19 protein-coding genes are annotated in these 21736 nt (G+C 56.4%); 17 read left to right on the plus strand and 2 right to left on the minus strand.

Going from position 1 to position 21736, the window contains the following annotated elements; translation table 11 throughout:
- Positions 1-269: 269 nt before the first annotated feature.
- The 16 genes from NKJ06_RS16405 to NKJ06_RS16480 all read left to right on the plus strand — a co-directional run bounded on the left by NKJ06_RS16405 (position 270) and on the right by NKJ06_RS16480 (position 18163).
- Entirely contained in the window at positions 270-2012 is a 1743-nt protein-coding gene (locus NKJ06_RS16405) for a GumC family protein (protein ID WP_352810240.1), read from the plus strand.
- Positions 1900-3159 carry a tetratricopeptide repeat protein gene (locus tag NKJ06_RS16410; RefSeq protein WP_352810217.1) on the plus strand — a complete coding sequence of 420 codons (1260 nt, stop codon included), beginning with the start codon at positions 1900-1902 and terminating at the stop codon, positions 3157-3159. Before NKJ06_RS16405 ends, NKJ06_RS16410 begins: the two co-directional genes overlap by 113 nt.
- Positions 3156-4487 (plus strand): O-antigen ligase family protein, encoded by a 1332-nt coding sequence (locus tag NKJ06_RS16415; RefSeq protein WP_352810218.1) that lies wholly within the window; start codon positions 3156-3158, stop codon positions 4485-4487. Before NKJ06_RS16410 ends, NKJ06_RS16415 begins: the two co-directional genes overlap by 4 nt.
- A 147-nt stretch (positions 4488-4634) precedes the next feature.
- Positions 4635-5516, plus strand: a complete 882-nt coding sequence (gene rfbA, locus NKJ06_RS16420) for a glucose-1-phosphate thymidylyltransferase RfbA (RefSeq protein WP_352810219.1) — start codon at positions 4635-4637, stop codon at positions 5514-5516.
- Positions 5517-6071: a dTDP-4-dehydrorhamnose 3,5-epimerase gene (gene rfbC / locus NKJ06_RS16425; RefSeq protein ID WP_352810220.1), complete on the plus strand. Its 555-nt coding sequence runs from the start codon at positions 5517-5519 to the stop codon at positions 6069-6071. It begins immediately after the preceding gene.
- A gap of 36 nt (positions 6072-6107) precedes the next feature.
- Entirely contained in the window at positions 6108-7178 is a 1071-nt protein-coding gene (gene rfbB / locus NKJ06_RS16430) for a dTDP-glucose 4,6-dehydratase (protein WP_352810221.1), read from the plus strand.
- A complete protein-coding gene (gene rfbD / locus NKJ06_RS16435) occupies positions 7175-8083 on the plus strand; it encodes a dTDP-4-dehydrorhamnose reductase (RefSeq protein WP_352810222.1) in 909 nt (302 codons plus the stop codon). The genes rfbB and rfbD overlap by 4 nt, the downstream gene beginning before the upstream one ends.
- Complete coding sequence (locus NKJ06_RS16440; RefSeq protein WP_352810223.1) at positions 8080-9489, plus strand: sulfotransferase family protein; 1410 nt, start codon at positions 8080-8082, stop codon at positions 9487-9489. The genes rfbD and NKJ06_RS16440 overlap by 4 nt, the downstream gene beginning before the upstream one ends.
- Positions 9482-10456 carry a glycosyltransferase family 2 protein gene (locus NKJ06_RS16445; RefSeq protein WP_352810224.1) on the plus strand — a complete coding sequence of 325 codons (975 nt, stop codon included), beginning with the start codon at positions 9482-9484 and terminating at the stop codon, positions 10454-10456. The genes NKJ06_RS16440 and NKJ06_RS16445 overlap by 8 nt, the downstream gene beginning before the upstream one ends.
- A gap of 7 nt (positions 10457-10463) precedes the next feature.
- Entirely contained in the window at positions 10464-11681 is a 1218-nt protein-coding gene (locus NKJ06_RS16450) for a glycosyltransferase family 4 protein (RefSeq protein WP_352810225.1), read from the plus strand.
- On the plus strand, positions 11678-12613 hold the full coding sequence (locus NKJ06_RS16455) for an NAD-dependent epimerase/dehydratase family protein (protein ID WP_352810226.1): 936 nt from the start codon (positions 11678-11680) through the stop codon (positions 12611-12613). Before NKJ06_RS16450 ends, NKJ06_RS16455 begins: the two co-directional genes overlap by 4 nt.
- Before the next feature lie 36 nt (positions 12614-12649).
- Positions 12650-13786: a class I SAM-dependent methyltransferase gene (locus NKJ06_RS16460; protein WP_352810227.1), complete on the plus strand. Its 1137-nt coding sequence runs from the start codon at positions 12650-12652 to the stop codon at positions 13784-13786.
- A gap of 20 nt (positions 13787-13806) precedes the next feature.
- Positions 13807-14607, plus strand: coding sequence for an ABC transporter permease (locus NKJ06_RS16465; RefSeq protein ID WP_352810229.1), 801 nt, complete (start codon positions 13807-13809; stop codon positions 14605-14607).
- Positions 14552-16024: an ABC transporter ATP-binding protein gene (locus NKJ06_RS16470; protein ID WP_352810230.1), complete on the plus strand. Its 1473-nt coding sequence runs from the start codon at positions 14552-14554 to the stop codon at positions 16022-16024. The genes NKJ06_RS16465 and NKJ06_RS16470 overlap by 56 nt, the downstream gene beginning before the upstream one ends.
- Positions 16017-16805 (plus strand): sulfotransferase family protein, encoded by a 789-nt coding sequence (locus NKJ06_RS16475; protein WP_352810231.1) that lies wholly within the window; start codon positions 16017-16019, stop codon positions 16803-16805. The genes NKJ06_RS16470 and NKJ06_RS16475 overlap by 8 nt, the downstream gene beginning before the upstream one ends.
- Positions 16802-18163, plus strand: a complete 1362-nt coding sequence (locus NKJ06_RS16480) for a sulfatase (RefSeq protein ID WP_352810232.1) — start codon at positions 16802-16804, stop codon at positions 18161-18163. The genes NKJ06_RS16475 and NKJ06_RS16480 overlap by 4 nt, the downstream gene beginning before the upstream one ends.
- 34 nt (positions 18164-18197) lie before the next feature.
- Here NKJ06_RS16480 and NKJ06_RS16485 read toward each other — a convergent pair whose 3' ends face one another.
- Both NKJ06_RS16485 and NKJ06_RS16490 read right to left on the minus strand, forming a co-directional pair.
- Positions 18198-19235: a class I SAM-dependent methyltransferase gene (locus tag NKJ06_RS16485; protein ID WP_352810233.1), complete on the minus strand. Its 1038-nt coding sequence runs from the start codon at positions 19233-19235 to the stop codon at positions 18198-18200.
- A gap of 24 nt (positions 19236-19259) precedes the next feature.
- On the minus strand, positions 19260-19403 hold the full coding sequence (locus NKJ06_RS16490; RefSeq protein WP_352810234.1) for a hypothetical protein: 144 nt from the start codon (positions 19401-19403) through the stop codon (positions 19260-19262).
- A gap of 287 nt (positions 19404-19690) precedes the next feature.
- Here NKJ06_RS16490 and NKJ06_RS16495 point away from each other — a divergent pair, with 287 nt between their 5' ends.
- Positions 19691-21679 (plus strand): SDR family NAD(P)-dependent oxidoreductase, encoded by a 1989-nt coding sequence (locus tag NKJ06_RS16495; protein ID WP_352810235.1) that lies wholly within the window; start codon positions 19691-19693, stop codon positions 21677-21679.
- The last annotated feature ends 57 nt before the right edge of the window (positions 21680-21736 follow it).

Consider the following 21736-nt stretch of genomic DNA (forward strand, 5'->3'; position numbering starts at 1 on the left):
GCCGCGCGCTGGCTCAGCGCGTGGCGTTCCAGCTGGGGCTTGGCGAAAAGCCGGACTTCCTGTTTCCGACGCCGAGCTTTTCGCTGAGCAACATTGTCTACCGGGCGTTCGGACTTTCGAAGTCGCCTTCCATCGAGGAGAAAACGCCCGAAGAGCGCGAAGCAATTGCTATCAAACGGATCCTGGACGACCTGACGGTCAATCTGGTCACCAACACAAGCCTGCTGTCGATCACCTTTGTCGATCAGAAGCCGAAATATGCAAGCGACGTGGCCAACCAGGTCGCCCAGAGTTTTATCGATCAACGCCTCGATCAGACCAGCGAGACCTCCGATCTGGCAAGGCAGTTTATCCAGGAACAAGTTTTGCAGGTGAAGCAAAAGCTGCAGACTTCCGAGGAGGAATTGGTCACCTATGCAAAAGATGCCGGCATCACGGTTACCGGCGACGACAAATCGCTGATCGGCTCGAACATCGAAGCCCTGAACACCGCGCTGGCCACGGCAATCCAGGAGCGCCTCGATGCGGGGCGGGTGGTGGATCAGATAGAAAAGGGGCGCGGCTCAAGCCTCGGCCCGGTTCTGGAAAGCGAAGGTCTGCAGAAGCTCAGCGAAAAGCTGGCGGATCTGTCCAGCCAGTATCAGCAGAAACTGGGCATCCTGAAGCCTGGTTTTCCGGAAATGCAGCAATTGCAATCGCAGATCAAGGAACTGCAGCGGCTCTATGACAATGGCGTTCTTGCGATAACGGATTCGTTGCGACTGAAATACCAGGAAGCGCAAAGCAAGGAAGCCGACCTAAAATCCAAGCTCGCGGAGATGGAGAGACAGCAGGCCGTCTTCAACGACAAGAATATCAAATACACGATCCTGAAGCGTGAGGTAGATTCCAATCGGTCGCAGTATGACAGCCTTATCACCAAGCGGAATGAAGTCGGGGTTAGCTCGGAACTCAAGACGCAAAGCGCTGCGATCGTCGACTTCGCTTCGCTGCCCGTAGCCCCCTATTCTCCACGCCTGAGCATCAATCTTGCAATCGCGCTGGCGCTTTTCATGGCTTTGACTGCATCGATCATCTACATCATCGAGCTCTTGAACAACACCTTCACCAATCCGGAGCAGGTCGAGAAAGAGCTGAGGCTGGCGATGCTCGGCATCCTGCCGCTTGTCGATGACCGCGAACTCATCGCCAGCATCGCCGATCAAAAATCCGGGCTCTCAGAGGCCTATCGTTCGTTGCGAACATCGCTGCAGTTCTCCGGTGCTGAAGGCGCGCCGCGATCGCTGCTGGTGACCAGTTCGGAACCTTCGGAAGGCAAGTCGACCACGTCGTTCAAGCTTGGCCAGGATTTCGCGGCGCTCGGTGCAAGGGTTCTGCTGGTCGATGGCGATCTTCGCAAACCGAACCTGCATCGGCTGTTCGGTCTCGACAACGCGATCGGGTTGAGCAACCTTCTGACGAATACCGTTCGCAAGGATGATCTGGCGGGCATTTTCAGGACGACGAAATACCCTAACGTGACTGTACTGACGTCCGGGACGATTCCGCCGAACCCGGCCGACCTGCTCTCTTCGCAGAAGATGGCGCTGATCTTGACCAATCTCGGCAAACGCTTCGATCTGATCATCATCGATGCTCCACCGGTCGTCGGCCTTTCCGACGGCCCAATCCTCAGCCGGCTTGCGGAAGGCACCTTGATGGTCGTTTCCACCAATCAGGTCACGCGCAAATCAGCCAAGACGGCGCTCAAGCGTCTGCGCGCAGCCGGTGCGAATGTGATCGGAGTGGCGATGTCGAAATTTGCCGTGAACAAGTTCGACTACAACTATGCCTACAAATACATGAACTACCAGTACTACGACTACGGCGCGAGTACCCCGAAAATTGAGGGCAAAGTCGATGACGGAGCAGGCCAGCCCGCTCACGCAAAATCTCCGGCGTTCAGGCGTTTGGTTCGTCGCCTCCGTTCTGGTGTTGGCGGCTTCATCGATCGGGCTAAGTCGGCTCCTTGAGGCCGGAACGCCGGCCGTCTCGCTTGTGCTCGATCCGTTGAACATAAATGCCTTGGTAGGTGACATTACCGGTGAGCTGAATGAAACAGGCAGTGGTCCTGATCTCGACGCTTTGGCCGTCAAGGCAAGGGGCGCGCTTCGCTTCAATGTCGCGGACGCCCGGCTCTACAGCCTGATGGGCGAGATCAAGTACCGACAAGGCGAGAAAGACGAGGCTTTTGAACTCTTCGATCAGGCTCGAAAGCTGTCCAAGACTGAAATCCATGCGCTTCAGAGATCGATCGACCGTTCGATCGAGGCAGGTGATCTGTCAAAGGCCGTCGGCGAGATCGACACCTTGCTGCGCCGGTGGCCGGACCGTTTTCCAGTCATCGCGGCGGGCATGCCGGCCATTCTTTCAAATCCGGACGGATATCGGGCTGTCCTGACAGCCATAAAGATCGGGGCTCCGTGGAGGTCCAATCTTTTCTCTGCCCTTGGTCAGGATCCGCGGGGGCTGCGCGCCGCAAGCCAACTGTTGCTCGACCTTGCCGGATCGAACTCGCCGCCGACATCGAAAGAACTGTCTGCGGTGATCAACGGCTACATCAGGCAAAAGGAATACGAGCCGGCCTATCGGCTGTTCCTTTTCAGCCTGTCCGATCAGGAGCGGACGCTGGGTGGCTACATTTTCAACGGCGGCTTTGAACCGGTCCGCAGCGGCAAGCCATTCGACTGGCAGGTTCACGATCGCTCCGGTCTGGAAATTACCTTTGCCGGGTCGCGCGATGTCGGCGAAAGCGACAACGGAGCGACCGTTCGATTTTTGAACACGCCGGTGAAGAATGCCGCGCTCCAGCAATATGTCGCACTGCCTCCCGGCTCCTACAGGATTTCCCTGACTGCCTCCGCGAGAAACCTGAAGCTGCCAAAGCAGCTGTTCTGGTCCATCAGATGCGCAGATCCGGCAAGTGAAATAGTCCGGTTCAAGATACCTGAGGGAACATTCAACCGGCAGGATCTGAGCCTGGATTTCGCGATCGGACCGAGCGCGTGTCCGATGCAATTGTTACGGCTGGAAACAGCCGCCATCGCTGAGAGCTGGCGATTTCGATATGTCGGCACGTTGGTCATGCACAAGCTGAGCATCGAAAGAGTTTCATCTTGAGAGAGCGGTCAATCCGGTCCACGGAACGGGAAAAATACCTGCTTGGGTCGGTTCTTTTCCTGTCGGTGCTGATTGGCGGCGGCACGGCGAGTGGCCTTTACACCGAAACGCTGATCGAGGTCGCGGCGATTGTCTCGGCCGCAGTCGTCTTTTCAAGGCCATCGGGGCAGAAGGTCCCTCGTTCGGTCCTATGGGTGCTTGCCCTGGTCCTCGCCGTGTTCTGTTTTCAAATCGTACCGCTGCCTGCAGCCCTGTTGAGCGGATTGCGGCCCGAGGTGCTGCTGGCAAGTCCATGGCTGGCCGGCGAAACCCGGCTGCGTTTCGTCAGTGTCGGCGTGGGGCGCTCGATCGAGTGTTTTTTGTATTTCTCGGCGGCGGCAGCATTCTTTCTGAGCGTCATCCGCTTGCGCACAGATCAGGTCTACGGCCTTCTGCCTTTCTTTTTCATGGGTGTCATCTGTAACGGATTGGCGGCCGCGATCCAGTATTCACTCTCCGATACGGTTGCCATAGAGGGATTGTTACCGTTCACGGTCAATGCCGGGCTGTTTGCCAACCAGAATCATTTTTCGGCGTTGCTCTTCGTCTCCATCCCTTTCGCTGTCTACTACGGACTGTTCCGCGGGAATCTTCTGTCTGGATCACTCGGATTGATAACACTGTTGCTGCTGCTTCTGGCCGCCGGTTCGCGCGCCGGTATTCTGATAGGACTGGCGATCACCATCGTATCGGTTGTCTTTCTGTCCGCTCGCTCCAGGCTAGGTGGTTGTGGCATCCTTGCGGTTTTCATCGGTCTTTCGCTCTACACGATGGGCGCGTGGACGAAGATCGATGCGGAGGTGGTTGATCCGACCTTTGGGCGCGCCGAATTTGCCCGCACGACGATCGCGGGAATTGAAGAGAACTGGACGACAGGAGTGGGTTTCGGCAGCTTTCAGAAGGTCTATCAGATTTACGAAAAGGGCGAGATGATCTTCAAGCCCTACGTGAATCACGCTCATAACGACTATCTGGAACTGGCACTTGAGGGTGGCGCGCCCGTTGTTCTTCTGATCGCGGTTTACCTGACATTGCTTTTCGCATCGTCCGTTGGGGTTCGGCGGTATCCGCTGCAGAAAGCCGCGTTCCTCTCGGTGTCGTTTCTTCTCGTTCACTCGCTGGTTGATTATCCCTTGCGAACAGCGGCGCTTGCGATGATTTTTGCCTACATGAATGGCATTATCTTTCACAAAGGCTTTGCTGAACGGTTGAACCCAAGAGGCGAGCCGACCGAGGCCCATCATGACAATCGGCTTGTTCCCGTCAGGCCGTCGGCGTTGGCGAGATGACAGCATTGGGTTCGCCGGGAATTGGCCGCGGCATCGGTGCCGGGCTGATCCGGTCGATTGTCGAGCGCCGAGATTGACAAGCCATTGCGTGGAACCTAATCACGGGCAGCAAGGGCCAGGGGGCCTAGGCATGTCAAGGAGAGCTTCTTGAAAGGAATTATCCTTGCTGGGGGCAGCGGAACGCGTCTTTACCCGCTAACATTAGCAATCTCTAAGCAGATTCTGCCGATATACGACAAGCCGATGATCTATTATCCGCTGAGCGTTTTGATGCTTGCGGGTATCCGCGAGATTCTGGTCATTTCAACGCCGCGTGATCTGCCGGTTTTTCGCGATCTGCTTGGCGATGGGTCGGAGTTCGGGCTTGAACTGTCCTATGCCGAGCAACCGCAGCCCAATGGCCTTGCGGAAGCCTTCATCATCGGCCGCGATTTCATCGGCAAGGACAGCGTGTCGATGATCCTTGGCGACAACATCTATTTCGGCGACGGGTTGTCGCAGCTTTGCCGGGCCGCGGCCTCGCGCGAAAAGGGCGCTTCGGTGTTCGCCTACCATGTCGAGGATCCCCAGCGGTATGGTGTCGTTTCATTCGACAAGGCCACCGGAACCGCGCTGACGATCGAGGAAAAGCCACAGGAGCCGAAATCCAACTGGGCTGTCACCGGTCTCTATTTCTATGACAACGACGTCGTCGACATCGCCCCGTCCATCCGGCCCTCGGCGCGTGGCGAGCTCGAGATCACGGCGGTCAACAATGTCTACCTCGATCGTGGCCAGCTGCATGTTCACCGGTTGGGCCGCGGCTATGCCTGGCTCGACACCGGAACGCATGACAGCCTGCATGAAGCCTCCTCATTCGTGCGTACCATCGAGCATCGCCAGGGCATCAAGGTCGCCTGTCCGGAAGAGATCGCCTTTGAACAGGGGTGGCTGACCGTGGACCAGGTTCTGCGTCGCGCCGACCGCCTGGGCAAGAATGAGTATGCCGCCTATCTGCGCCGGCGTGTCGTCGATCTGTCGGAGGGCTAGGTGCTGGAGATCAGATCCCTTGCCATTGCTGGCGTGCTGGAAATCGTCCCGAAGCGGCATGGCGACGCGCGCGGTTTCTTCATGGAGACCTACAATGCTGAGCGCTTTGCGCAGGCCGGCATAGACTTGCTTTTCGTGCAGGACAATCATTCCTATTCCGCGGCGGCAGGTGTTTTGCGCGGGCTTCACTACCAGCTTGCGCCGCGGGCCCAGGACAAGCTGTTGCGCGTCATTCGTGGCAGCATTCTCGATGTCGCGGTCGACATTCGCCGTAGTTCGAAGACCTTTGGGAAATGGGTCGCTCTCGAAGTGTCGGCCGAAAAGGGCAATCAGATTCTGGTGCCGAAAGGCTTCGCGCACGGCTTCGTGACGCTCGTGCCCGACACCGAGGTCCTGTATAAGGTCACCGACACCTATTCGCAGGCGCATGACCGGTCGATCCGCTTCGACGATCCCGCCATCGGCATCGAATGGCCGTCCTTGGCCGGCGGGTTCCAGCTCTCGGATAAGGACCTCAAGGCGCCGCTATTGGCCGCCGCCGAGGTGTTTGCCTGATGGATTGCCAAAAGGGTGTAGCATGAGGACAGGGGCATGAATTTTCTGGTGACAGGCGGTGCTGGCTTCATAGGCTCGGCGGTGTGCCGGCATCTGTGCGCCAACCCGGCCTATCGCGTGACCAATCTCGACAAGCTCACCTATGCGGGGAATTTGGCCTCGCTGCGGCCGATCGAGAACGCGCATAATTACCGCTTTGCGCAGGCCGATATCTGTGACGAGAAGGCAGTGCTCGACATCCTGCGCCGGGACGATATCGACATCGTCATGAACCTTGCCGCCGAGAGCCATGTCGACCGCTCGATCGACGGGCCGGGTACGTTTATCGAGACCAACATCGTCGGTACCTACAGGATCCTCAATTCCGCGCTGGAATATTGGCGCGGCTTGCCTGAGGACAAAAAGAGCCGCTTCCGCTTCCATCATGTCTCGACCGACGAGGTGTTCGGCGATCTTCCCTTCGATGGCGGCATGTTCGTCGAGGAAACGCCCTACGCGCCGTCTTCGCCCTATTCCGCCTCCAAGGCGGCCTCGGACCATCTGGTGCGCGCCTGGCACGAAACCTATGGCCTGCCGGTCGTGCTTTCCAATTGCTCGAACAATTATGGACCCTATCACTTTCCCGAAAAGCTGATCCCGCTGGTCATCCTCAATGCGCTCGATGAAAAACCGCTGCCGGTCTATGGCGCTGGCACCAATGTGCGCGACTGGCTGTTCGTCGAGGATCACGCGCGCGCGCTGGAACTTGTCGCAACCAAGGGGCAGCCGGGCGAAAGCTACAATGTCGGCGGGAATTCGGAGCGCACAAACCTGGGTGTCGTCGAGACGATCTGCGATCTGCTCGACATCAGGCGTCCCCGGGCCGGCGGCAAGAGCTATCGTGAACTGATCTCTTTCGTCACCGATCGTCCGGGCCATGACCGCCGCTATGCCATTGACGCATCGAAGATAAGCCGGGACCTGGGCTGGGCGCCCGACGAGAACTTCGACAGCGGCCTGGCGAGAACCGTGGACTGGTTCCTGGCCAACAAATGGTGGTGGGGGCCGATCCGCGAACAGCACTATGCCGGTGAAAGACTGGGCGAAGCGCGCAAGGGGGTAGCGTGAGGCTCGTTGTCACCGGACGCGAGGGCCAGGTCGCGGCAAGCCTTCTGGAAACCCGCCAGCGAGGCGCCGGCGTGGACGTCATTGCCATTGGCCGCCCGGAATTCGACTTGGCAAGACCCGACATCATCACCGACGCCATAGTGGCCGCGAAACCGGACATCGTCGTGTCGGCCGCCGCCTACACGGCGGTGGATCAGGCCGAGGATGAGCCCGACCTGGCATTCGCGGTGAACGCCGTCGGCGCCGGCAAGGTGGCGGAAGCGGCAAGCCGGCTGGGCGTTCCAATCATCCACCTTTCGACCGACTATGTCTTCGACGGCTCGAAGGACAGCGCCTATGTCGAGACCGACGCGACCGCACCAGCCAGCGTCTACGGCGCCTCCAAACTTGCCGGCGAGCAGGCGGTTGCATCAGCCAATCCGCGCCATCTGATCCTGCGCACCGCGTGGGTCTACAGCCCGTTCGGCCGGAATTTCGTCAAGACCATGCTGCGGCTTGCCGCCGACCGGGACGAGATCTCCGTGGTGGCCGATCAGTGGGGAAATCCCACCTCAGCCCTTGATATCGCCGACGCAATCCTGCATGCGGCAGCACAGCTGCATGACAACAAGGGCTCCGGTGCATCCGGCATCTATCATCTGGCCGGCACCGGCGAGGCCAACTGGAGCGGCTTTGCCCGTCATATCCTGGACATAAGCCGGGCGTCTGGTGGTCCACATGCACGGGTACGGGACATTGCTACGATGGACTACCCGACCAAGGCGCACCGCCCCGCCAATTCGCGGCTTTCGAGCGCAAAGTTCGCCTCCGTCTTCGGCTGGAACGCGCCGGACTGGCGGCAATCGACGGAGACGGTGGTGCGCCGGCTTCTCATCGACGGGACGAAACAGGCATTGACTGCATGAACAAGCATCCTTCACCGGAAAACACGCGCGATGCGACGCCTGTTGACCAGGCGGCACCGAAGGTGCGCAAGGCAAAGCCGAAAGCAGCCAAACGCACCTGCATCATGGTGCTCGGCATGCATCGCTCGGGCACCAGCGCGCTGACGCGGGCGATCAGCCTCCTTGGCGCGGAACTGCCGAAAAACATGCTGGGCGCCAATCCGACGAACCCCGCCGGCCATTGGGAGCCCCTACCGCTCGTAGGACTTCATGACCGAATGCTGGCCGAGGCCGGCAGCCGATGGGACGACTGGCGGTCCTTCGATCCCGCTGATCTCGGCGCGGCGCGGCTGCGCTTCTACAAGGCCGAGATCGCGCGGCTGATTGACGAGGAATATGGCAACTCGCCGCTTTTCGTCCTCAAGGAACCGCGCATCTCGCGTTTCGTGCCGCTTTACGCAGACATTCTGAAACGCAAAGGCATCGATGCGTGCTACGTGCTGATCGGGCGCAACCCGCTGGCTGTCATTGCCTCACTCGAAAAACGCGACAAATTCACATGTGGGTTCAGCGCGCTTTTGTGGCTACGGCATGAACTGGAGGCCGAACGCGCGACTCGGGGCCGGCCACGTGTGTTCGTTTCATATGAAGCTATGCTCGACGACTGGCGAGCCAATATCGAGAAAATTGCGCGAACCCTGCGGATCGGGTGGCCACAACCGACGGTCGAGGCGATCTCGACGCATTTCTCGACTGATCTTCAGCACCATTTTGCAAGCACGGATCTACTCGACGCCGATCTGCGCGTCACCGACTGGGTCAAACAGGCGTATGGCGCGTTAAAAGCCCTTGAGAAGAATCCCGCAGATGCCATCGCCATGGACGAGCTTGACACGATTCGAATTGCCTTCGATAGGGCGAGTCTGGTCTTCGGCGAAGCGGTCTTCCCCGAGATGGATGTGCGCGGAAAGGCAGCGGCTGAGCAGCTAGCGCAGCAGCGCCACGCAACTGATGAGCGGGCGGTGGAATTGGAAAATGCCCGTCTTGAAGCCGCCGCGAGAGAAGCTCATCTGACGCAAAAATTGGGCGACGCTCTGCGTCTAGCAGACGTGCGAGGGGAGGACATTAGTCGACTAACGTACCAGCAGGAGGCCCTGCGACACTTAGCCGAAGAGCAGGCGGCGGATCAACACAGGCGAGGGGTGGAAGCTTCAACTCGCGAAGCCGATTTGAAGGCGCAAATCGGCCGTGAAGCGCGGCGCGCCGATGGCGCGGAAAGTCAAGTTGAACGTTTGGCCGAAGAGTTAGAGGCTCTAAAGGCGTCAATTCTTGAAATAAAAAGTAGTTATTCGTGGAAGGTTGCGTATCCAGCCAGACGTCTTAAGGCTCTTCTGAAAAAGCTCGCACGAAGGACAGAGAATGTCTAAGGAGGAGTGTCTAGTATCAATTATTATTCCAGTTAAGAACGGCCTTCCGCACGTTGCGGAAGTGTACAGGATGATTAGACGTCAGAATGTAGATTTTGATTTTGAAGTAATCGTTGTCGATTCTGGATCAATGGACGGATCGCTAGACGCAGTTCCTTTAGATGATGAAAGGTTTCGGCTCATCAAAATTCCTTCCGCCTCGTTCGGTCATGGACGAACAAGAAATCTCGGCGTAGAAATCTCGCGCGGAGAGTTGTGTGTATTTCTGACGCATGACGCGGTGCCCGCCAATTCCCAATGGCTCCAGGAGCTTGTGCGGCCGCTACGCGAAGACGGTCGAATTGCTGCAGCGTTTGGGAGGCATATTGCTCATGACAATGCTTCCCCATTTACAACTTGGGAACTAGAAACTCATTTTGAGGGTTTGAGGCAGTGGCCAGTCGTTTGGATATCTGACGCGCGAGAATACACGAGAGATCAAGGCTTGCGACAGGCCTTTCATTTTTATTCCGACAATTCGTCTTGTCTTCGAAAATCCATATGGAAGATGTATCCATACCCGGATGTATCTTTTGCGGAGGATCAGTTGTGGGCGAAGATGATTGTTGAGGCTGGGTATAGGAAGGCATTTTCTTGGGATTCGATCGTATATCATTCTCATGATTATTCGTTTTGGGCTAGATTGATGAGGAGTTATGACGAATCGAAGGCTCTGTATGAGCTATTTGGTTATCGACTATCCCCTTCTAGAACGGAGGCGATTCGTCAAATTCTTAGGACTACTGCAAGAGACATGAGGTTGGCGGCTGTCAACAGGTGGATTTTTTCGAATTTTTGGGCAGTTGTTAAACAGCCATTTGACAATATTGCACGTCAGGTTGGTTATTATCTGGGTACCGCCGGTCTATCGTTCGTAAAACAAAATGAAACCAAATTTTCTCGAGACAAACAATTGATGGGGCGCTGATCGTCGAATGTTGTTGGATAATTTCAGGCTGTTTCGAACCGTTGCGGCGCGCGACGGAATTAGGGCGGCAACCCGAAAGGCCTTAACTCGCGCGGCTAAGAGCATCCCTGTTGCATTACAAGGCAAGATCGATGTGTTCCAGCACTACGAAGCATTGTTGGGTGGGGAGCAGGGGCACGGAATCAAAATCACTCCAGAGAACGTGCCCGTCGGCTCAATGACCTGGTTGGTCCCGGACTTCAATGCTTCGTCCGGAGGACATATTAACATTCTGCGGTTCATGGCTCTTCTGAAAGAGTTTGGATTCCCCGAACAACGTCTCGTTGTTGTGGAACCTCATCGATGGGGTTCGGCGACAGAGGCGCAGGCGGCGTTAAATGCAGCATTCGGTGACAATGGCATTACGGTTTCGTTGGGCGCTCGCTCGATTGAGCCGTGTCAATATCTTGTCGCAACCGGCTGGCAGACTGCATATTGGGTTTCAAAATATAGAGATACCGCACACAGACTCTATTTTGTTCAAGATTTCGAACCTTCGTTCTACGCTCACGGGACCGAATATGTACTTGCCGAGAATACCTATAAGCTTGGGTTGATAGGTGTTACGGCGGGGTCTTGGCTGGCGGAAAAATTGCATAAAGACTACGGAATGCGCACGGTCTCTTTTGGTTTTTCCTGCGACTTGGATCTGTACAAGCCTCATGAAAAACGCCCGTCGAACACAAGGCACATCTTCTTTTATGCCAGGCCGGTGACGCCGCGGCGGTGTTTTGAATTGGGGCTTTTGGCGTTGAAGAGAGTTTGCGACCAGATGCCGGATGTTGCCGTTATCTTTGCGGGCTGGGATGTCAGTGGATATGAAATTCCCTTCCATCATCTGAATGCTGGGACTGTGGCGGTGCCGAACCTTCCTGATCTCTATTCGCAATGCGATGTTGGATTGATCCTATCTTCCACAAATTTGTCGTTGCTCCCTTTAGAGATGGCTGCATGCGGTTGTCCGCTTGTAATAAACCGGGGCCCAAACGCTACTTGGTTGTTGCCGGAAGAGGAGGCTTTTTATTGCGAATTGGACGTCGAATCAATCGTCGAGGCACTTATGGCCGCTCTCAAGAACCCTGAAGATATGGCTGAACGCGCGGCCTTGGCTTTGGAGCGGTCGAAAAGCAGCAGCTGGAAGGCAGAAGCAGAGAAGATTTCCGCATTCTTGAGAGAGATAGGATGATTGGGATATTTGGAGGATCTGGCTTCATTGGTCGTAATCTGATCGACCATTTGAATGCAACCGAGATAGGGTTTCGGGTTTTCTCCAGGCGCGAAGTACCTGGTTTGGATGCGAAAACCACAATTATAAACTTTGAAAGCCCCGAAAGTTACGTCGAATATTTGCGGGATCTAGAGGTAGTTGTTCTTCTTGTCAGTGCATCGGTACCCAGTACATTTGCCAATGAAATCGCTTCAGAGGTTGAAAGGAATGTCCTCCCGTATTCACGATTTCTGCAGGCGGCGCGATCCACAGGGATCCAGCATGTCGTTTATATCTCATCGGGCGGAGCTGTTTACGGGCCGCCTCTTTCGCCTGTTATTTCAGAGGAGCACCCTACCAACCCGATAAGCCCGTATGGATGTGGCAAATTGATGGTGGAGGAGATGATCCGGACAATGTCGACTGAAGGGCGATGGACCTACACGATTATTAGAGCGTCGAACCCTATAGGGCGCTATCAGTCATCTGAAAAGGGACAGGGCCTTGTCGCGCGCGCCCTGGATGCCGCGATTTCAAACCGCGCACTCGAGATCTGGGGCGATGGAGGCAGTTTGCGCGACTACATCGATGTCAGGGATCTCTGTGACGTTGTAGAACGCTGCCTTGGGGCAGAGTCGGCAAGGAATCAAGTATATAATGTGGGGATGGGCAAGGTTTATAGCGTAAATGAAATAGTCGACCTGTGCGCCGATGTAACTGGAATGCAGATAGAAAGAAAATACGTGAGAGAGAAGAGTTTTCTGGTAAGGGATGTCAGATTGAAAATTGACAAGGTGTGCCAGCAACTCGAGTGGAAGCCGAAATTCGATGTTCGATCTCCCATCGAGTCGGAGTTCGCTCATGCATTGGTCGCCAGCGGCGGGCGTCCTCTCACGTTTGCCCATCAATGAACGATAGGTGGCCTAAAGTTGCCACGGAGCGAAGCGGTGGAAGATAAGTTCGACCCCCATGGCGAAACCAGAATCGAAGTCGACGATCCCCAGGACCGGGTGCTTCGACATCCCATCAACTCGATCGATGGGTGGATCGCAATCCCCGTCGAAAAGACAATTGCTGTCAGCCTTTCTGGATTGGTCTCGGAAAGCCCGGCTGGCGCCTTGAGAGTCGCGTTCTACCCGCGAGTAGGTCTTGATCCAGGCGCTGCGGTTGGATTTACCGCGTATCTGGATTTGTGCGGGCTCCAGCTTCGGGGCCGTTCTCTGACCATTAAGTTTATATCAAATGATGCGCGAGAGGTGGAATTGGATTTTGGAGTGACCGACGAAGCGATAGGGCTCGCGGCATCTTACCATTCTGAAAAAGGTGCAAAAGAAATAAAACTGAGATCTCTCTTCAAGGGGAGGATCGAAAGGGACAGCCGTTGCTTTGCGCCTTCCGCGCTCCCGGATGGTTGGACGGTGTCGCCAGTCCTTGAAGAGAAACGTGATGCGGTTTCGTCACATCTTTATGGGCCGGTCGTTAATAGGTTTTTGAGTGAGTTCCCATCTGGTAGTATATTTTTGGATGCCGGTGCTGGGTTAAGGAAACGGCCACTCTCGAACGTTTTTAGCACTGATATATACGATTATCCAAGTACTGATGTAATTTCTATTGGGCAAGATCTTCCATTCAAAGATGAAAGCTTTGACGGAGTGCTTTCATTGGCCGTACTTGAGCACGTTGACGATCCATTTCTTTGTGCAAGGGAGTTGGCCCGCGTGCTGAAGCCCAAGGGTAGGGTGCTTGTGATGATGCCTTTTCTGCAAGCCGAGCATGGCTATCCCCAGCATTATTTCAATGCCACGAGATCTGGGGTTGTGAAGTTATTTGAAGATTTGATGTTGAAAGATCAGATGATGACGAAGTCGAATCATCCGATACTTACAATTAACCAGATAGTCGGTACTTATTTGTCTGGCGTGGACGAAGAGTTGCGCGGCGAATTTTCAGAGATGCCAGTACGTCGCCTATTTGAGTTGGCGGCGAAGCACATGAGAGACGAGCCAGACGACATGTTGAATATCGAGGCCCAAAAAGCGCTTCAAATTGCCTGGGGAACAACCTCGGTGTTTGAAAAACAATAAACAGTGAAAAGCGGTGGCCGATGCCAGAATTACATTCGTTTCTCTCTTTGCTTATCTCGCTCATCCGGCGAGAGATAACGGGCCGCTACCGCGGTTCGGCGCTAGGACTTTCGTGGTCGCTCCTCAACCCGCTGTTCATGCTAGCAGTCTACACCTTCGTTTTCGGCGTAGTGATGAAATCTCGCTGGACAATCCCTGACCAGCAAAACGCTACGCATTCGACCGGCGAGTTCGCGGTCATCTTGTTTTGTGGGTTGATTGTCTTCCAGTTTTTCGCGGAAGTCGTTTCGCTTGCACCGGGGCTAATCGTGGGCAATGCCAACTATGTCAAGAAAATCGTATTCCCGATCCAGATCCTACCTGTCGTTTCGGCCGGTTCGGCGCTGTTTCATGCGGTAATAAGCCTTCTGGTGTTGTTGGTCTTTGCCTATGTCGTCTTTGGCGGCATCCATATGACGGTGGTTCTGGCCCCCGTGGTGTTCGCTCCGATGGTGGTGCTGGTGCTGGGGGTGGCTTGGATCTTGGCGTCCGTCGGCGTCTATTTTCGAGACATGAGCCAGATCGTGGCGCCCTTGGTGACCGCGACTTTATTTCTGTCGCCGGTCTTTTTCCAAAGGGCAGCACTGCCGGTCTGGCTTCAGCCATGGCTGTCTCTCAATCCGCTTGCGGTTCCGGTTGAGAGCTTTCGCAATGTGATCATATTTGGGGTGCAGCCTGACTGGATGGCGCTCGGCTGCTACTCGCTCGCTGCGGTGGTGCTCGCATATGTCGGATATCAATTTTTCCAGAAGACCCGCAGAGGCTTTGCCGATGTCCTCTAACAGATCTGTGGACGGCGATCGCGGGCCAGATGTCGCCATTCGCCTGCGCGATGTGTCGAAACGCTACGTGATGTTCGAACGGCCGGAAGATCGCTTCAAGCAGATGATCGTGCCGCGTCTGGAGCGTCTGGCCGGCCGGCCGCCGCGCAGCTACTTCCGCGACTTCGCCGCTCTTTCGGGCATCTCATTTGATATCGGGCGGGGCGAAACCGTAGGCATCATCGGCCGTAACGGCTCCGGCAAGTCGACGCTGCTGCAGATCATCTGTGGTACGTTGCAACCGACCAGCGGCTCGGTTGAGGTCAATGGCCGTATCGCTGCGTTGCTCGAACTCGGCGCTGGCTTCAATCCGGAGTTCACCGGCCGCGAAAACGTCTTCCTCAACGCTTTAATCCTGGGCGTGCCTCGCAAGGAGATGGAGTGGCGTTTCGACGATATCGCGCGTTTCGCTGAAATCGGCCATTTCATCAACCAGCCGGTAAAGACCTACTCGTCTGGAATGTATGTGCGCCTCGCGTTCGCTACGGCGATCAACGTCGACCCGGACATACTGGTGGTGGACGAGGCGCTGGCGGTGGGCGATGAGGCTTTTCAGCGCAAATGCTTTGCTCGCATAGAGGAGATTCGAGAACGGGGCGGAACGATCTTGTTTGTCAGCCACGGCGCACAGACCATCGTCCAGTTGTGTGATCGCGCGATGCTGTTGGACGGCGGCGAGATGATATTGCAAGGCAGGCCCCGCAGCGTTGTTGCCCAGTATCAACGACTTTCCTACGCTCCGCCCGAAGCGGCTGCAATCATTCGACAGGAAATTGCCGAAGGGACAGCCGAGAGTCGATCGAAAAAACATTCGGATTCGGCATCTGTTGCTCCAAGTGAACCGGACCCCGAAGAGTTTTTCGACCCGCACCTCAAGCCCGAAAGCACCGTTGCTTACGAAGAATGGGGCGGTCGCATCGAGGATATCCGTATCACCAAGATGAATGGGGAGCAGGTAAATAGCCTCATTCACAACGCAGTCTACCAGATGCGCTACTCTGTCCATTTTTCAGCGGCATTCACCAATGTCTGTTTTGCGTTCTTGATGAAGACTGTCGCGGGCGTTGAGGTGTCTGGCCAACTGAGCAGTGCCTTAAGTAGCGGAGTGGACGTAGAGGCCGATGATGTCATCGAAATCTGTATGCCGTTCCGCGCGGCGCTTGTGACTGGCACTTATTTTTCCAACGCAGGAGTCTTCACTATTGATGCGTCTGGCCTCAGGCAAATTCATCGCTTGGTTGATGGGATTGCCTTCCGCGTGATGCCGTTGGTCGAAGGGCGTCCATCTTTAGGGCTCGTTAACTTGTCGGTTGATGACAATGCCGGCCACGCCATCGTCACAAAGATCAGAACGGGTGAGAGCCAGGTCGATGCGTGACGGCCGAGTCGGGTTTATGATTGCCGGGGTGCAAAAGGCGGGAACATCATCTCTCTTCTCATATCTTACGCGCCACCCAGACCTGCAAGGCCCAAGCGTCAAAGAAACCCACTTTTTTGACGACGAGACGGGAGTGGATTGGGCTAAGCCTGACTATGAACGGCTTCACCGCCTCTTCCCCGCCACCGACGGTGACGACCGCATTGCTTTCGAGGCCACGCCGATCTCGATCTTCTGGCCAAATGCGCTGGAGCGCATCGTGGCATATAGCCCTGATATGCGGCTCATCCTGATCTTCCGCGACCCCATAGAGCGGGCGTGGTCGCATTGGCGAATGGAGATCGAGAGGGGCGCGGACAATGTTCCATTCGGCTTCGCCATAAGGCAAGGCCGGTGGCGGCTGCGCGACGTGGCGCCGAATGACCCGGCATGGCGAACTTACAGCTACGTGGAACGAGGCTTTTATGGGCGGCAGATCGATCGGCTGCTCGGGCTTTTCGATCGCCAGAACGTTCTGTTCCTGCGGTCCAATGACCTGAAGCGCGACCCTGCGGCAACCCTCGCGTCGATCGCCGCGTTCCTCGAGTTGCGGCCCTTTCCGCCAGGCAAGCCGATCATCCAGCACGTCGGTGAATCTGATTTCGGTCGCCTTAGCGAGGTGGATTTCCGCTACCTGAAAAGCCTATATGCCGACGATCTTGAGGCCTTTGCCAAGACGTCTGGCATCCAAGTTGACGATTGGCCAACGTGGCATTCGATGAGCTACGAGGCGACGTCGTGACCTCCAACATTCTCTTCATCGTCGCCGACGACCTGAACTCCTGGATCAGCCCGCTTGGCCGTCACCCCGACGTCAAGACGCCAAATATCGAGAAACTGGCGCGTCTCGGGACGACGTTCACGCATGCCTACTGCACTGCCCCCTACTGTAATGCCAGCCGCATGTCCGTTTTTACTAGCTGTCTACCTTCAACCACGGGCGTCTATGCCAACGAGCCGTTCTGGGACGCCCCGTTGCGACGCCCGACTTTCCTTGAGAAACTGAGGGAGCGCGGTTATTTCTGTTTTGGCGCAGGTAAAGTGTTTCATGGCTACTTCGACTATGCCACGGCTGGGCGCGACAGGCGCCGCCAGGCTGGTTGGGTCGATTCGGAGAACCGCCCGGCTATGTGGGACGCGTTCGAGACCGTCAACCCGGAGCCTCTACCGCCCAACCGTCCGCTGAACAAAATGTTCGATTTCGATCACTTTGAGGCACTTGACTCTCGCAATCATCATTTCGATTGGGGGCTGCTACCGGATGAGCAAGAAAGCCTCATGCCGGACATGCGCACGACGGAAGCGGTAACAAGATTTCTGGCGGCTCCACCCAAAGAGCCGTTCTTCTGTGCGGCAGGCTTCTACAAGCCGCATCTACCCTGGTATGTTCCGCAGCGCTTTTTCGATCTCTACGATCGAGACGCCCTTTCACTGCCCTTCGTCAAGGCTGACGACCTCGATGACGTGCCTGACATCGCTAAGGCTTGGGCTCTGTCGCCGCCGGATCATCAGACGGTAACTTCCCATCATCAGTGGCGAGATGCCGTGCACGGATATCTGGCCTCGATCTCCTATTGCGACCATCAGATAGGAGCCGTCCTGCGCGCTCTCGAAAGCTCTCCTGCTGCCGACGACACGGCGGTCGTGCTCTGGGGTGACAACGGTTTTCACCTCGGCGAAAAGCTGCATTGGCGCAAATTTGTCTTGTGGGAAGAAGCAACGCGTGTGCCTTTCATCGTGATCCCGCCAAGGTCAAAGGCGGAAACGGCCAAATTCCGCATCAGCGAGCCGGTAAGCCTCATCGACTTATTCCCGACGTTGTTCGATCTTTGCGGCCTGGATATCCCGCAACGAATTGATGGCCAATCGCTTATTTCCGCAATGTACGGCGCCCAGCCTGTGGAGGCGCCGGCAATCACGACCTGGCTAGAGGGGAATCACTCCTTGAGGTGGAAGAACTGGCGATTCACACGATACGTCGATGGCAGCGAAGAGCTTTATGACCACGCAGCCGACCCGCACGAATGGAACAATCTCGCCGGCGACAGCCGGTTCTCTGATGTATCGGCGTCTCTCAGGGCACGCCTTCCTCAGAGGTGATTTGAGTTGAGTGATGCCCGTGTTGGGAGAAACGTCACATTCTCCGCAGCAGGTAGACGTCTTGATTTTCTTGATTGGCCCCGAAATCGACGGACAGCATTCGCCACTTACCCGTTAGGTTCTTCAGGACCCATTCCCTCGTCAGGTAAGCGTTGCCGTAGCCTGTTGCGTCAATGCCTTCCGGAGATTGCCCAAGATAGGTTTCCTCGAACACGAAGTCACTGTTCAGCAGGCCTTCCAGTGTTGCCAAGATCCGTTTTGGCAGATGCATTTCGCGCAAATTGTAGTAGCTGACAGACACTCGCCCGTGTGTGGTAAAAAGCAGCCAACCTCCAGGTTTCACGCACCTGTTCATCTCATCAAACCAGCGAAGCGCTTCTTTTTCGCCAAGGTGTGACCAGATCGAAATAGCCGTCACACCGTCGAAAAAGCCGTCTTGAAAGGCGAGCGGCGGCGAGAGTTCAGATTTCAGAAAGGTACCGGCCGGAATGTTGGCAGTAGCCCATTCGATGGCACTTTCTATGGGATCAACACCAAAAAATGAAGCGTCCTTCATCACTGCGGTCAAGATGCGAATAAGCGACCCTGACGAACAACCGAAGTCAAGATATCGCTTCCCGTTTTCGAATCTGAGGTCGCGCCTTCGTAGCGTGTTGAAAATCAGATTTGCGCTGTAGACATCGCCGACATAGCACTCGCCTCGCTGCATCCGGTGAATGTGCTCTGGCGGGTTTACGGCTGACAGACCGATCTTCTCGCGAAGGTCATCAAAGAAATGTGTCGCCGCCCGCAGTTGGTCATAGGGGCTGTCTGTCCAGCCGAGTTCCGCGCATTTGGCTTTTACTTTGTCCGTTTCATCCGCCGACAGCGCCTGCTGGAGGTACAATTCAACGAATGGCGGATGAGCCCCGGATGGGTCGCGCACCTCTGGAAAGGTGTTCTCAATCAGTGATTGAATATCTTTCCGATCATGACTTGCATTGGCCAAGCTATTGTAGTTGGCGTTGGCGCGCGGCAGCCAGATGTGCTGATCGAACGATATCTCGTGCGGATAAGGGTTCTTCGGGTTCATTTGGGGTCCAGTTAGGCTCAATATTCAGTCGACTTCAACACCACCTGCCAGCAGGACAGCATTAAGAGCGTGCGGCCCGGATGGAATCGGTATCGGGAGATCTGAGTACTTCTGCGACGCAAGCAGCACGCCTTCGGTAAGCAATTTCTGCTTTTCGATCTCGGCCAAGAATAGGTCGTCGATGCTCCTCATAGCCGGCTGCTTCGCATATTTCGGCGGGGATAGGCAACCCTAAACAATTCCCACAACCCATAGGCAACACATGACCGCAACTTTGCGCGGGATTGCCCGCCCCCAAAAAAAATCTGGCTATGCCTTCAACCCCGCAGTATGCGATACAGAACGGTGGGGACCGGGGATGGCGCCTTGAGAAAGGTGATCGGCCACGAAGTATCTTCGTGTTCGCACTTCGCGGTGTCCATCATATCCGTGAGTCTGGAGTCTAGTGCCGTCCAATGAATTCTTACCTCGAAGCAGTATTCGGACTTAGGCCACAGATGCGGCGCGCCTTCATCATGGTCCAGGACGTGGCCATGGTCCTGGTCGCCGTGGCGCTCAGCCTCGTGCTTTCGCGGTCGAATCTTTCGTTCGAACCGCTCTCCAACGAGGGTTTGGCAACCTGGGCGGGCATTGTTCTCATCAGCCATCTGCTATTCAGATATTGTGGCCTCTACACGACCGTCTGGCGCTTTGCCTCGACGCCGGACTTTTTCAATATCCTGAAGAGCTGCGCGATTTTGACGTTCGCTCTGTACGCCACTTCGCTGCTGGTTCGTTCTTTCCAACCGGTGCAGGGGCTCAACGAGCGTCAGTTCATCGTCTTCTTCCTCGTCTCCTTCACGATCATATCGGCGCCCCGGCTATTCTACCGCTTCCTGCGTGACGGCGCGAGCTGGGGCATCTTGAGCCGCAAGACCAACGAGACGCGGACCAAGCGCGCGCTGTTCGTCGGCCGTCTCGGCGAGGCCGACCTGATCATTCGCTTCACGCGCACGGCGCAGCCGGCGGACTATTCCATTGCAGGCATCATGGCGACCGAGCGCGGCGCGCCGTTGGGCACGCGGATCCAGGGTGTCCCCGTGGTGGCGACCCGGCCGCGTCTGATCGACATGCTGGAAGACTATGCGAGCGGCACCAAAAGCCTGGACCTGCTGATTTTCGGCAGCGGCGCCGAGCGCGAGATCGAGGAGTATTCGGAACTCGTCCGCGTCGCCCGGCACGGCGACATAAATGTGGTGCAGTTCTCCGGTCTTTCGGAGCTGGAACGGCACGGAAAGCTGGTTCTCGACACCGTCGAGATGGAAACAATCCTGCGCCGTCCGACAGTCGCGTCCGATATCGAGCGCATCAGCACCTTTGTTGGCGGCAAACGTGTTCTGGTGACGGGCGGTGCCGGCTCGATCGGCCGAACGCTGGTCAAACGGTCGCTGGAACTGGGAGCGGAGGCGGTGCTGGTCGCCGACAACTCCGAGTTCGGCATCTTCCAGTTGAGCCAGTATATCGACGAGAAGGACCACGACCGTCTCAAGGTTCGCATCGTCGATGTCGCGGACCGACGCCAGATAACGCGTGTCGTTACGGAATTCCGGCCGGATATCATTTTTCATGCCGCGGCGCTAAAACACGTTCCGCTGCTCGAGGAAAACTGGGTTTCGGCCATCCAGACCAATATTTTCGGAACGCTCGTCTGTGCCGAGGTCGCCGCCAAATGCGGGGTTGCGCAATTTGTCCTGATATCGAGCGACAAGGCGGTGGATCCCTCATCGGTGCTTGGCATGACAAAGCGGGCCGCCGAACAGATCGTCAGCGCCTTGCATGGGACGCCAGCGGCCGAGCCGGGCGGGCGTCGCTCCGCTACCAAGTTCATAGCTGTGCGGTTCGGCAATGTCTTTGGCAGCAATGGTTCGGTAGCGACCATATTCCAGGCGCAGATCGAGGCCGGAGGACCTGTCACCATCACCGACCGGCGCATGACGCGCTATTTCATGACAGTGGCCGAAGCCGTCGATCTCGTCATCATGTCGGCGGCCGATGCTGCGTCGCGGCAGAGCGGGGATGACTATGCCGTCTATATGCTCGACATGGGCAAGCCGGTGCCGATTCTTGAAGTGGCCGAAACGATGATCCGCATGTCCGGAAAGAGCCCATACAAGGACATCGCAATCCGGTTCACCGGCATAAGGCCGGGCGAAAAACTCCACGAAACGCTGCATGGCGAAGATGAGGAACTCGTCGAACTCGGCATTTCGAAGATTTTTGGCCTCAGCACGGACGTCGTGGAATGGTCGGATGTCCAGGTCGCGCTCACGGCGCTGCAGCAGTCGGCGAAAAACCAGGACAAGGCTGCCGCGCTCGCCGTGCTGGCACGCCTTGACCGCGCCAAGAAGGCCAGGGGGAGCATACATCAGGACGCGATCCCGAAAACGATCGGGCAGGCGGGCTAAACCGTTCCTCTTCCGACGCGACCATGATTCGGGGATCTGAAAATCTCGCGCATATGC

The sequence above is a fragment of the Mesorhizobium sp. M0293 genome (genome assembly GCF_040321735.1).
In the GTDB taxonomy this organism is placed as follows: domain Bacteria; phylum Pseudomonadota; class Alphaproteobacteria; order Rhizobiales; family Rhizobiaceae; genus Mesorhizobium.